The organism is Amycolatopsis acidiphila, assembly GCF_021391495.1.
GTDB lineage: Bacteria > Actinomycetota > Actinomycetes > Mycobacteriales > Pseudonocardiaceae > Amycolatopsis_E > Amycolatopsis_E acidiphila.
In genome coordinates, this window is the sequence record NZ_CP090063.1 from 7,064,227 (window position 1) to 7,076,795 (window position 12,569).

12 protein-coding genes and 1 pseudogene are annotated in these 12,569 nt (G+C 63.3%); 11 read left to right on the plus strand and 2 right to left on the minus strand.

All coding sequences use genetic code 11. The features are described 5' to 3' along the window. Positions 1-69 precede the first annotated feature (69 nt). From LWP59_RS34510 to LWP59_RS34545, 8 genes and pseudogenes are all read left to right on the plus strand, one after another. The gene (locus LWP59_RS34510) at positions 70-978 is read left to right on the plus strand and encodes an NADP-dependent oxidoreductase (RefSeq protein ID WP_144643317.1); all 909 of its coding nucleotides are present in this window, start codon (positions 70-72) and stop codon (positions 976-978) included. A gap of 91 nt (positions 979-1,069) precedes the next feature. Next, on the plus strand, positions 1,070-1,453 hold the full coding sequence (locus tag LWP59_RS34515; protein ID WP_144643316.1) for a limonene-1,2-epoxide hydrolase family protein: 384 nt from the start codon (positions 1,070-1,072) through the stop codon (positions 1,451-1,453). 354 nt (positions 1,454-1,807) lie between these two features. Continuing rightward, positions 1,808-2,636, plus strand: a pseudogene (locus LWP59_RS34520) (helix-turn-helix domain-containing GNAT family N-acetyltransferase). A 34-nt stretch (positions 2,637-2,670) separates the two neighbouring features. Next, entirely contained in the window at positions 2,671-3,186 is a 516-nt protein-coding gene (locus tag LWP59_RS34525) for a DinB family protein (RefSeq protein WP_144643315.1), read from the plus strand. Position 3,187: 1 nt separating this feature from the next. Beyond that, on the plus strand, positions 3,188-3,778 hold the full coding sequence (locus tag LWP59_RS34530; protein ID WP_229858556.1) for a helix-turn-helix domain-containing protein: 591 nt from the start codon (positions 3,188-3,190) through the stop codon (positions 3,776-3,778). A 78-nt stretch (positions 3,779-3,856) separates the two neighbouring features. Continuing rightward, the gene (locus tag LWP59_RS34535) at positions 3,857-4,228 is read left to right on the plus strand and encodes a hypothetical protein (protein ID WP_222425679.1); all 372 of its coding nucleotides are present in this window, start codon (positions 3,857-3,859) and stop codon (positions 4,226-4,228) included. Next, positions 4,225-5,391: a hypothetical protein gene (locus tag LWP59_RS34540; RefSeq protein WP_144643314.1), complete on the plus strand. Its 1,167-nt coding sequence runs from the start codon at positions 4,225-4,227 to the stop codon at positions 5,389-5,391. Before LWP59_RS34535 ends, LWP59_RS34540 begins: the two co-directional genes overlap by 4 nt. Positions 5,392-5,409: 18 nt before the next feature. Beyond that, the gene (locus LWP59_RS34545; RefSeq protein ID WP_222425678.1) at positions 5,410-7,815 is read left to right on the plus strand and encodes a DEAD/DEAH box helicase; all 2,406 of its coding nucleotides are present in this window, start codon (positions 5,410-5,412) and stop codon (positions 7,813-7,815) included. 289 nt (positions 7,816-8,104) lie between these two features. Here LWP59_RS34545 and LWP59_RS34550 read toward each other — a convergent pair whose 3' ends face one another. Then, a complete protein-coding gene (locus LWP59_RS34550) occupies positions 8,105-8,461 on the minus strand; it encodes a hypothetical protein (protein ID WP_144643313.1) in 357 nt (118 codons plus the stop codon). A gap of 135 nt (positions 8,462-8,596) precedes the next feature. Between LWP59_RS34550 and LWP59_RS34555 the strand changes: the two genes are divergently transcribed. From LWP59_RS34555 to LWP59_RS34565, 3 genes are all read left to right on the plus strand, one after another. After that, positions 8,597-8,890 carry a hypothetical protein gene (locus LWP59_RS34555; protein ID WP_144643312.1) on the plus strand — a complete coding sequence of 98 codons (294 nt, stop codon included), beginning with the start codon at positions 8,597-8,599 and terminating at the stop codon, positions 8,888-8,890. Between the two features lie 786 nt (positions 8,891-9,676). Continuing rightward, positions 9,677-10,648, plus strand: a complete 972-nt coding sequence (locus LWP59_RS34560) for a tyrosine-type recombinase/integrase (RefSeq protein WP_229858553.1) — start codon at positions 9,677-9,679, stop codon at positions 10,646-10,648. A gap of 71 nt (positions 10,649-10,719) precedes the next feature. Next, on the plus strand, positions 10,720-11,232 hold the full coding sequence (locus tag LWP59_RS34565) for an Rv3235 family protein (RefSeq protein WP_144643310.1): 513 nt from the start codon (positions 10,720-10,722) through the stop codon (positions 11,230-11,232). Here the strand turns inward: LWP59_RS34565 and LWP59_RS34570 are convergent. Next, on the minus strand, positions 11,208-12,374 hold the full coding sequence (locus LWP59_RS34570; RefSeq protein ID WP_144643309.1) for a hypothetical protein: 1,167 nt from the start codon (positions 12,372-12,374) through the stop codon (positions 11,208-11,210). The two genes, LWP59_RS34565 and LWP59_RS34570, sit on opposite strands and share 25 nt — an antisense overlap. Positions 12,375-12,569: the final 195 nt, after the last annotated feature.

Below are 12,569 nucleotides of genomic sequence, written 5' to 3' on the forward strand. Positions count from 1 at the left end.
CACAACCACCACCGGCGGCGAGCTCCCGCACATCATCTCGCCCAAGCCGCCGCGACCAGGAGGAAACCCATGTACGCGGCAGTGCTCATAAAGTACGGGCCGGCTGACGTGCTCGCCTGGTCCGAAGTGCCCCTGCCCGAGCCGGGCCCCGGTCAGATCAGGATCCGCGTGCTCGCCGCCGGGGTCGGCCCGACCGACCTCAAGATCCGGCGCGGCGACCTGCAACAGGTGTTCCCGCTGCCGTCGCCGGCGGTTCTCGGCTTCGAAGCCGCGGGAACGGTCGACGCTGTCGGCTCCGCCGTGACCGGCGTGGCGGTCGGTGACGAGGTCGCGGCCCTGCTGCCCGCTCTCGGCGGATACGCCCAGTACGCCCTCGCCTCCGCCTGGACGCCCAAGCCGGCCAGGGTGAGCTGGGCCGACGCCGCAGCGCTGCCTGCCTCGGCGGAAGCCGCCGTCGGCGTCCTGCGACAGTTGCACGCCACCTCGGGCGAGACACTGCTCATCCTCGGCGGCGGAGGATCGGTGGGCCTGATCGCCACCCAGCTCGCCGTCTCCCTGGGCGTCGCCGTTCTCAGCGCCACCGCATCGCGCGACCAGGACCTCGTCCGGGAACTCGGCGCCATCCCCGTGCACTACGGGCCTGATCTCCGCGCAGAGGTGCACGCCCACGTCGCGAGGGTCGACGCCGTCTTCGATGCCGCCGGAAAGGGCGCGCTCGGCGACGCCGTCGAACTCGCCGGAGGACCCGCACGAGTGATCACTCTCGCTGACGAACACGCAGCCGACCACGGCGTCGCGCTCTCCGCCCCCACTCCGGACCGAGCCCCGGACGCTCTCGACCAGACCATGCCGCTACTTGCGTCCGGCGAACTCCGCCTGCGCACCCAGCGCCTCTTGCCCGTGCAGGACGCTGCACAAGCGCATCAACTACTCGACACCGGCCAGGCACACGAGAAACTGATACTCACCACCGAATAGGCCACGACCCCTAACGCCGTCGGGACAACAATTCTCCGACGGTGAGGAAGGACTGCCGACTTCGCCGAAGATCGACCGCAGAAGGATCCAGATGGAGAGCCCGATCGAGGTGGTGCGCAGGTTTTGCGCGGCATGGTCCGACAATGTCGGGGCAGTTGAGCTGGCCGCATTTTTCACTGATGACGCCGTCTACCACAACATCCCGTTCGCGCCGGTCGCCGGCAGGGCGGCCATCGCCGACACCATCGCCTCGTTCATCCGCCCCGGGCCGCCAGGAATTGAGCGAATCGAGTTCAGGGTCATCAACATCGCGGCCGACGGTCCGGTCGTGATGACCGAGCGGGTGGACGTCTTCACGCTCCCTGGCAAGTCGTTCGAGTTGCCGGTCATGGGAACCTTCGAGGTCGATGACGGCAAGATCAAGGCGTGGCGGGACTACTTCGACACCAACCAGTTCACCAGCCGGATGGGATGAACGCGTCGGTGGCGGTCTGCAATGCGCCACGTCATCCGGCCTGTCGGCTCCCTCGGCCCGGGGCTTCCGCTCCGTGCTGGTCACAGCGACTCCGCGCCAACGCACGGTGGTACTCGATGATCGCCGATACCGCCGCCGCGGTCGGGCTCACCAGCCACACCTGGCTGAGCACCGACATCGCCGGCACCGTCGATGATCAGCCGTGACTGCTGGGCATCGCCCTGTCGCACGCAACCCAGTCCACGAAACGCCTACCCGCGTGCTGCATACCGCCTGCTACGTGATCTGTCTTCAGAAAGCCGACGGCGCTGAGAATCGCGGCCCGCGTCTCGCTAGATAAACGCACTCTGGGGCTTGATATGCGAACCTTTCCGTGGCGTGGAAAAGTGCGGCATCACCTACGCCGAGTGGTTCGCCTGGCTCGCCGAACCTGTCTGGGTCCGGCTGCTCCACGCCGTGGCCACCGGCCCGAAGAGCATCACCGTCGGCGCGCTCACCGAGATCCTCGGCACCAGCCAATCCACCACCTCGCACCATGTGCGCAAGCTCGCCGACGTCGGCTTCGTCCGCCTCCCCAAGGAAGGCACCGCCACCATCGTCACCGTCAACGAAGCCTGCTGCGCCGAGCTCCCGCACGCCGCCGACGCCGTCATGGGCCTGCTCGCCCCGCGCCCGTGCTGCCCCGACGACGTGCGCGCCGACATCACCGTCCGCGGCCTCGAACCCGGCGACTGGGCCGCGGTGCGACACATCTACGGCGAAGGCATCGCCACCGGGATCGCGACCTTCGAGACCACCGTCCCCAGCCGGGCCAGCCTGGACGCGAAATGGCTGCCCGAGCACCGGTGGGTCGCCGAACTCGACGGGCAGGTCGTCCGCTAGACCGCCGCCAGCCCCGTCTCCGGCCGCGACTGTTACTCCGGCGTCGCGGAAACCTCGATCCACGTCGCCGACGGACATCGTGGCCGGGGTGTCGGCAAAGCCTTGCTGTACAAGCACGTCACGGCCGCGACGCTGCCGGACTCTGGATGCCGCGAACCGCGATCTTCACCGAGAACCGCGCCAGCATCGCCCTGCGCCACTCCGGCGGATACGCACCGTCGGCATCCGCGAACGCATCACCCAACTCAACGGCACCTGGCACGACACCGTCCTCATCGGACGCCGCTCCCCCGTGAACTGACGCCGATCCGGCGATTCGAGAGGATACTGGAAGCGTGGATCGGCAAGCAGTACACAACGAGATCGACCGAGCGCGAGTGAGCTTCCACGAACTCCTCGACCACGCCTCGGCCGCTGAACTTCGCCCCTCGACCAACGGCACCCGCTGGAACAACAAACAACTGCTGTTTCATATGCTGCTCGGATATCTGATCGTTCGAGCGCTGCGCGGCCTGGTCGTGACCATCGACCGACTACCCACCAGCGCGGGCCGACGCTTCGCTTACGTGCCCAACGCCGTGACCGTGCCCTTCGACGCGGTCAACTACGCCGACGCGTGGCTCGCCGGCACGGTGCTACCCCGGCGAGCACTCAACGCACTCTTCGACCGTGTCATCGCCTCGCTGCACCAACGCCTGGACGCCGAGACCGAGGATTACCTCGCGCGGTCCATGCGCTTCCCGACCCGGTGGGATCGGTTCTTCCGCGAGACGATGACCCTCGCCGACGTCTACCACTTCCCGACCCAGCACTTCGACTTCCACCGAGCCCAGCTCACGCTCACCCGATGACGTGACTGAGACCGACACGCATCACGCGAACGCCGGGACACCTTGGGGGAATAAGCGAAAAACTGACGAAAAAGCCGACACCAGCGGTACCCCTACACGGCCGCTGACCTGGGGTTTTGCCGTGTCCAGGGGTACCGCTGGGGCTTCATCTGTGGACCTTGGGGGAACTTACTACAACACAAAACCTCAGGTAGAAGCCCTGGAAACCCTGCTCCGGAAGCTGCCCGGCCCCACCGAACCGGCAGCACCGCCCGTCGATCGACCCAAACCACGACGGGCACGGCAACTGGACGCCGACCAGGTCCAGGAACTCATCACCGGCTACCAAGCCGGAGCGACGGTGTACGAACTCGGCGACCGGTTCGGCATCGAACGGCGAACGGTCAGCAACATCCTCAAACGACACGACGTGCCGATACGCCGCCGCGGACTCGCCCCCGAGCAGGTCGACGACGCCATCCACCTCTACAACCTCGGCTGGTCCCTCGCTCGAGTCGGCGAACACCTGGGCGTCAACCACACCACCGTGCTGACCAAACTCCGCGAACGCGGCATCCCCACCCGCGACACACATGGTCGACCTCGGTCTTGATGTACTGGGATTCTCCGGGGCACCGTCAGACGGTGGTACGTCGAATCGATCTCACCGAGTTCACTACGCTGGTACCCCATGGCAAGGGCTCCGAAGTTCAGCGCCCGGATGTCCGGTCGATGGCGGATCGTGGCGATGAGTGGCTGGGACCGCGACGCGATCGACCTGGTCGAGCCGGGTTATGTCGAGTTCGCCCGGAACGGGACCGGCCAGTTCGGTTTCATCGCCGTCCACGGTTGGCTGGACTGCCGCCCGGTCGAGCGGGACGGCCGGCCCGGCGTGGAGTTCACCTGGGAAGGTTCCGACGAGGGCGATCAGGTCAGCGGACGCGGCTGGGCAGTCATGGCCGACGACGACACGATCGAGGGCCATCTGTTCTTCCACCTGGGCGACGACTCGAGTTTCCGGGCGAAGCCGTTCACCGATGCCGACGAACCGGACGGACCATGAGCACGTACCAGTACTACGAGTTCCTGGCGATCGACTGGCCACTGGACGATCGCGAACAAGCTGCGGTCCGGTCGCTGTCCACCCGGGCGCGGATCTCTTCGACCAGCTTCGTGAACGAGTACCACTGGGGCGACTTCAAGGGTGACCCGCGCCGTCTGATGGAGCGCTACTACGACGCGCACCTGTACGTCGCCAACTGGGGTACCCACCGGGTGATGTTCCGTCTGCCGTGCGATCTGCTCGATCCCGATGTCGTCGAGGACTACTGCATCGGTGACGAGGTGAGCGCCTGGGTCATGGACGAGTTCATCGTGCTCGACATCAGCAGCGAGGACCACGCCGGTGAGTTCGACTTCGACTACGACCCCGAGAACCTGCTGTCGACGATCGTCGGAGTTCGCGCCGAACTCGCCGCCGGTGATCTCCGGCCGCTCTATCTCGCCTGGCTGGCGGTCTATGGTGCCTGGGAGCGCGATGAAGACGTTTTCGATCGTGATGCTGACGACGATCTCGAACCACCCGTTCCGCCCGGGCTGGGCACGCTCACTGCCGCGCAGCGGGCGCTGGCCGACTTCCTGCGCCTCGACGACGATCTGATCGCGATCGCGGCTCAGACTTCTCCGCCGCTGGGCAAGACGGCCGATAGCCCTGATGACCTCACCGTTTGGGCAGCTCGCCTGCCGGTCACCGAGAAGGACCGGCTCCTGGCGCGGGTAATGCAGGGTGAGGCGGCGCGGGTGCAGATGGAGTTGCTGCGTCGTTTCCGCGGCGACACCGCTCCGATCATCCCCGTCCCAGCCCGCCGGACCGTGGCCGACCTGCTCGACGACGCGGCGCGGCGACGAGCCGACCGTGAGCGTCGGCTGGCCTCAGAGCACGCCGAAGACGAGGTACGCCGGGAACAGGCGCGTCTGCAGGCTCGTGAACGACGACTCGACACACTGGCCGCTGAGGAAGACGCCGCGTGGTCGCGCGTCGAGGCGATGATCGCCACCAGGAAACCGGCCGAGTATGACGCCGCCGTCACGCTGCTCACCGATCTGCAGGCGCTGGCCGAACGCGAGGACCGCTACGACACGTTCACCACCCGCACCATCGCGTTGCGGCAAACGCATGCACGCAAACCCAGCCTCATCGAGCGCCTCAACCAGGCACGCATCTGACCCATCTACGGTGGCTCTGTGGAAGACGATCTCCAGCCAGCGGAGCTTGCGGAGGAACTCACGGAGCTCCGTGAGTTGACAACGCAGTTGCGTACGGAGAACGCACGGTTGTTGCGGCTGCTGGAGCTGACTCCGAAACAGGCGGCTCCGCCCGGCCCGGTGCAGACCGGCTTCTTCGAGGCGCACCCGGGCCCGGTCGACCGGCGATCGGCCCCGGAGGTGAAGGTCGATTTTTTCGCTGCCTTGTTCGCCGCCCGCATCGACATCTACGCCACGCGATGGGAGAACGCGCGTACTGGCAAAGCTGGTTGGCTGCCGGCGGTGCGCGGCGGGTGGCGCAAGGGCGTCCGGCATGAGGATCGCGACTACCTGCCGCTGAGCAAGGACGTGCTGCGGACGCACCTGGTCGGCGATGTGCATGTCGGGCCGTATCCACTGGTGGACGGCGACCTGTGCTGGTGGCTGGCGGCCGACTTCGACGGCCCGATGGCGATGCTGGACGCCCTGGCCTACCTGAAGGCCGCCAGGGCGTGGTCGGTGCCGGCCGCGCTGGAGGTCTCGCGCTCGGGCGTCGGCGCACATGCATGGGTGTTCTTCACCGCACCCGTGCCCGCGGAGACGGCTCGCCGACTTGGCACCGCCCTCTTGCGGGAGGCGATGGCAGTGCGTGGCCGTATGGACCTGGCCAGCTACGACCGGCTCTTCCCGTCACAGGACGTGCTGCCCTCGGGCGGCGTGGGGAATCTGATCGCTGCACCTTTGCAGGGCAGGGCCCGCCAGGACGGCGCGGCGGCGTTCCTCGATCTGGCGACGATGGAACCACACGATGACCAGTGGGCGTACCTGTCCTCGCTCGGCCGCATGAGCCCTGCCGAGGTCAATCGGGTCGCGCGCCGCGCCGGTGGAGTCACAGTCGGCGCCGGCATCGACAAGATCGGCGCTGCGGTCTCGACCCGGATCCGTACCACCGCACCTCCCATCGTGCACGCCCGGCTCAGCTCGGGAATCCGACTGGAATCAGGGGAGCTGACCCCTGCGTTGCACGCGACGCTGAAGCACGCGGCGTCGATGACGAATCCGGTGTTCTACGAGCGCCAGCGACTCCGAATGTCCACGTGGGACACACCGCGATTCCTGCGCAGCTACGACGAGACTCCCGACGGCGGGCTCATCCTGCCTCGGGGGCTGCACGACACGGTGGCCTCGCTGGTCGAGCAGGCGGGCAGCCGCCTTGAGGTGATCGACGAGCGGCAGGCCGGCGAGACGCGGGAGTTCACATTTGCCGCTACGCTGACCCGTCAGCAGCAAGCCGCCGTAGCCGATCTGCGCGACCATGATCTTGGTGTGCTGGTCGCGCCACCGGGTGCGGGCAAGACCGTGATGGCCTGCGCGGTCATCGCCACCCACGCGATCTCCACGCTCGTGCTGGTCGACCGCAAGACCCTGGCCGACCAGTGGCGCACCCGGATCAGTGAACTGCTGGGCGTCAGAGCCGGCCAACTCGGCGGTGGCCGCCGCAAAACCCGTGGCGTGGTTGATGTCGTCATGCTGCAAACCCTGGCCCGCAAGAACGACATCGAGGAGCTCACCAGCGGCTACGGGCTGGTCGTCGTCGATGAGTGCCACCACATCCCGGCCGCGGCGTTCGAGCACGCCGTCAAGCAGATCCCGGCTCGCCGCTGGCTCGGACTCACCGCCACCCCGTACCGACGCGATAAGCTCGACGACCTGATAGCCCTCCAGTTGGGCCCGATCCGGCATACAATCGCCCCATCAAGCCGCCCCGGCGAGGACTGCGCAGCCCAACTCGAATTGGACACGACTGCACAGCGTCCGAAGCCGGTGCTCCATGTGCACGACACCGCCTACCGCTACACCGGTGATGCCAACCCGACGAAGCCCGGCGGGATGGCGGCCATCTACCGCGATCCTGTGGCCGACGACACCCGCCTCACCCAGATCGCCGACGACGTGACTGCCGCGCTGAAACGAGGTCGACACTGCCTGCTGCTCACCCAATGGACCACCCACGTCGAACGGTTCGCCGACGAGCTCCGGCGACGCTCGCTCGACCCGATCGTGCTGCGCGGCGGCATGAGCGCGACCGCCCGCCGCGATGCTCTGGCCCGCCTCCAACCCGCGGACGGAGTACCACTGCTGGTCGTCGCGACCGGGCCATTCGTCGGTGAAGGATTCGACTGCCCCGCACTGGACACCCTGTTCCTCGCCGCACCGATCGCGTTCAAGGGACGCCTCGTCCAATACGCGGGTCGGATCCTCCGCGCTCACGCCGGCAAGGCCACCGCCGAAGTCCACGACTACCACGACATCAACACCGGCGTCCTGGCCTCTTCCCTGGCCAAACGCGCACCAGGGTACGTCAGCCTCGGCTTCCCCGACCCCCGCCGACCAGCAACACGTTGAGCAGGAGTGGCTGTCGACGAGCAGACGCACCGGGTCGCTTCTTGTCAATGTGACCAGGCGACAACCCACACCGTCCACGGGGATACACACGATCGGCTGGGCGTCCCGCTCGCGCAGTAGTCCAGTCATGGCTCCTAGCGAGCACGCGGGCAATCGTGGAACGCGCGGCAGGCGGACAGCACATTCCAGACCAGGCCACGATGCGCAACATCTACGACCGGCTGCGCGGTCTCGATGACGGCCTACCGCCGATCCAGAACACCAACCTACTGTCAGCTGCTTGCTGGTCCTAGACTTGGGCGACCCTCGCCCTTGTCCGCTGAACCGGAAGCAGTCCACCCGCAGCGTCCTCTTCGCTGGAGAAGACATCCGGATGCTGCCGGATTATCCTCAGCGAGAGATCCAGATCAGCGTCAGCAGCCTTGCTGGCGAACAGCAAGATCCTCGTCCCCACCTGCGTGATCAACGAACCGTCGCGACAGGGTGGTGACTTCTCATGGCTAAACCAAAGAAGCGGCAACACAAGCCCCGAACCCGCGTGTCGAAGATCCGGATTCACGGTGTGCGGCACGATCCACCAGACGCGCACAAGATCGCCAAGGTCCTCGTCGAGATCGCAAGAAGCCTGGATGACGACCTGGATCACGACCCAGGCAGCCCTACCAAAGTTCTAGTAAGCGACCCAACGTGCAGCGACCAAACCTCCGACACAGATGAACCCCCTGTGAGCGCCTGACCTGGGATTTCCAAGCGCTCAGGGGGTTCATCTGCAACTTCATGTGTGGACCTGATCGCCCCTTATCACAACCGCGAGAACCTCGCGAACAGCCTGGTCAAGGCGGTAGACCGGCTGCGGAAGGCGCAGCGGCAACCTCGTCGGCCGCGGATCAGCGTGCAGTCGACCGGGCGCACTGACCGCCAGTGGCGGGTCAGTGACCGGCTCACCGATGCCGATGTACGCCTGCTCGTCCAAGCCTTCGAGCAAGGTACGCCCAAGTGGAAGCTTGCCGAGCAGTACGGCATCTCGGAGAGCAGCGTGAAGCGGCTGCTTCGGGCTCACCGCACCAGCAACTAGCCTGTTCGGCTCCCTCGGCCTGGTCATCGTCAGCGGTGACTGGGCCGAGGGAGGACTTTCCCTCTCCCCAGTATTGAAGATCAAGTAATCGAAAGGAGGTGAACCATGTTCACGACCGACACGCTCACACGGCCCCGGCGCCTGTGGTGGCGACCAGTGGGCTCCATCAAGACCCCTGGCGACGGCGCCACCCCGCTGCTTATGACCATCGAAGAAGCGCGGCAAACACTTCGCGTTAGCCGCTGGAGCATCTATCTATCAGCTTATCCGAAGCGGTCAGCTAACCACACTTAAAATCGGAAGCCGCCGCTTAGTACCCGTTGCAGCAGTGAAGGAACTTGTGAGAGGGCTAAGCACCGGAGACCCTAACTAATGGCTCGCCGGAATGCAAATGGCGAGGGGTCCATCTACAGGCGGAAAGATGGACGATACGAAGGTGCTGTATACCTACGAAGCCACAGCGGGTTACGCAAGCGTGTCCGTGTTTATGGAAGAACCAGAGGCGAAGTACACGCCAAGCTCCTAGTTCTCAAAACAAACGCCGAGCAGGGCATACTAATCTCAGATAAAAATTGGAGAGTTGGCGACTTCTTAGAATACTGGCTTATTCGGGTCGTCGAACGTTCAAACCGTGCCACTACGTTTGAGCGCTACGAAACAGTCATACGGCTACACCTCAAGCCTGGCCTTGGTCAAATCTTCCTGAGGGACCTATCAGGCCCGCTTACGCAAGGGTACTTCGATCAAAAAGCCGCAGATGGATGTTCCCCTGCGACGTTGCAGAATATGCGGAAGGTTCTTCGCGCCGCACTCAGCGAGGCCGAGCGCCTGGAGCTCGTCTTCCGCAACGTCGCCAAGCTGATACGACCCGCCAAGTACAAGCCCAAAGAGGGTGCGACTTGGACACGGGACGAGGTAGCAAGATTCCTGCATCTCACCCAAAACGAACCTTTGTATCCTGTTTTCCTGCTCAAGATCCTCTACGGGTTTCGCCTCGGCGAACTTCTAGGACTTCGTTGGTCAGACGTGGACTATACGCGGAACACTATTAGCGTCAGACAGCAGGTACAGCGCATCCGCGGAAAGCTGCGCGTTGTCGATCTTAAAACTGAAGCATCTGCGCGCACAGAAACGCTCCTTGGCCTGGCAATCGAGGCACTTGCGTCACAAAAAATGGCCCAAGAATTGCTTCGAGGCAAGGTAGGCGACGCGTGGCACGAGCAACCAACAACAGAGCGGCTTATCTTTACAACAAGGACGGGCAAACCAGTAGAACCAAGGAATGTAAATCGCGCTTTCAGTCGGATCTGTCGGCAGCATGGGTTGCGCAAGATTAAGCTCCACGAGATACGTCACACAAACGCTACCTTGCAGAAGCTCGTTGGCGCTCACGATCGAGATATCCAAGCGAACCTTGGGCACGCCGATATAAACACGACGCGGAAGATCTACCTACATAGCGACGAAGAAAGTCGGAATCAAGCCCTTCAAAAAGTGGAACGTCTGTTTACGCGATCAGCAGGAAGCGGCCGTTGCCGTCAACCGCAGTCGTCAGATGCCGAACTTGTTGAAACTCTTACATCAATTAACTTTGGTGCCCCGGGTTGGACTCGAACCAACGACCTTAGGCTTAGAAGAGGTTCTTCCAACTCCTTAGAAATCAGATTGCAATCTGTTAAGGAATCTGCAGCTGACCGTACGCGAACGTGGCTGCTCGGTTGTGTTGCCGTCAATGCTGCCTTCAAGTCACACCACTAAACGTACTTGCTGGTCGAGATGCAATCCTCGACCTAGTTTCTGCTACCCACAATAAACGGAGGAACTCATGCATGGAACCACTCAAAACCTCGTCGGAGGCAGTACCACAACTGCCTCTTGAACTCTTCGCCCGCTTGGCCGGGAACACGGCACTCACCGTGGAACAGCTCGCTGTGCCGGACCGATGGGAACCCGGCATCACGATTCCGGCCGAGCTGTCACCGCGAGCGCCCGAGCACAACCGGGCCACACCCCAAGAGCACATCACTATCGGCCGCATCGTCGCCGGGCTCGTCGAAGTCCTTGACGCGCAGCGTCGGCTACAGCAGGTCCAAGACCATCTCACGCCGCAGCTCTACCTCGTCCTGCAAAATCACCTCGCACACCGGAACGTCACAACGCCACAGGGCTACCGGCTGCGCACCCTACGCACCTTCAAGCCACGGCCGCACGTCATCGAGGCGTGGGGCAGTGCGGCCAACGCTCAGCAGGTGCGGGCCGTGGCTGCGCGGCTCGAGCATTTTCGCTACGGCTGGTTGTGTACAGCTGCCGTCATACTTCAACGACCGAGCGGCGACCGGTAAGTACACCGAGAATTGCGCCAACCTTGCAGTGAACTGGTGAAGTGCCGGTAGATTTCCTTGTCGAACTTCACCCGATCATCCGGCACGTTCTCGTAACGACCACCTAGTTCAGCCCACTCATTTGCCGTCGCTTGATGCGATGCATACTTAAACTTGTCATACAGCGTCGGCCCATTGAACAAAAACCAGAAGTATCCATAGTCAGCGTTTACGCGTGTGCTTAGCTCCCGCAGCTCAGCAGTAGCAGGATCACGGAAATACTTCCCCGGAGCAGCCTCGAAGAGTCCGGCGTTTTCATCGAGCAGGCCGGCCACGACATGGCAGACGTAGAGATGGGCGAGTAGCCGGGCTTCTTTCGTGTAGGGCTGCGACAGGCCAGAACCAGTCCCTCCTCGATGGTGATTGCTGTCCACGTGTAGATCGCGTGAGGCGCCGTGTGTCGGATGAAGAAACTTGCCAAGAAACGTATAGTGCGCTTCAACTCGCGCGATGCCTGCTTTATCCAAAATACCGTTCAGTTCCAAACACTGAAGCAACGCATCATAGGAGAGGAAATACCGGTACCGCTCCGTCTCATCCTCTCGATGCTTCTTGAAGGCTTTTTTGACGTCGTCTTCCAGTTCATGGAAGACGAAGTAGCGATCTTCCGGCAGACGCATAGCTTCAGGTTGAAACTCTTGAAAATGAAAGAAGTGTAACGGAATAAAGAACTCCGGATCATCTGCCCCTGTCAGTCCCTCGTAAATGTACATCAGGTGCCGCTTCGCGCGCGGATACTTCTCGATACCGAGACAGTTTGTCTCACCCTGGGCTCGTTCAGCCGCCCAGTCAGCCCGCCGCCGTGTTAGATACTTCTTGAAATCGCCCTCACTCAGATCAGTGCGGTCTTGTAACTTGAAGAACTTGCGACCGCGACACATAAGCATGTATAGCAGGTAATTTTCCAGCAATGACCGCGCCAACCCGAGGCCATCAGCGACCTTATCGTTCTCTAATAGCAGCAAGCAACTCTCAGCAGTCTCCATGCGCAGATTGACAAACTCTGTCATATCGTCGTACATCGCATTTTCGACGTCGCCACCTACGATCTTCTCTCCCCATGCCTTATAGGCAGTTAGTATCTCGCGGGTCGTCGTAGCCACTCTGGCAATTTCGCCGTCTATAAGAGAATACACAAGACATATAATAGCTACGAGTTCCCGGATAGGGAAGTACCGCTCCGATTCCGCTCGAGCGACAGGTTGTAGCCATCGACATGCGGGACGGGCCGTCACCGGCGGAGCGCGTACGAGCAGTCGTAGCCCGCCTTCACCATCTTGGACACGGATGGCTCCGCA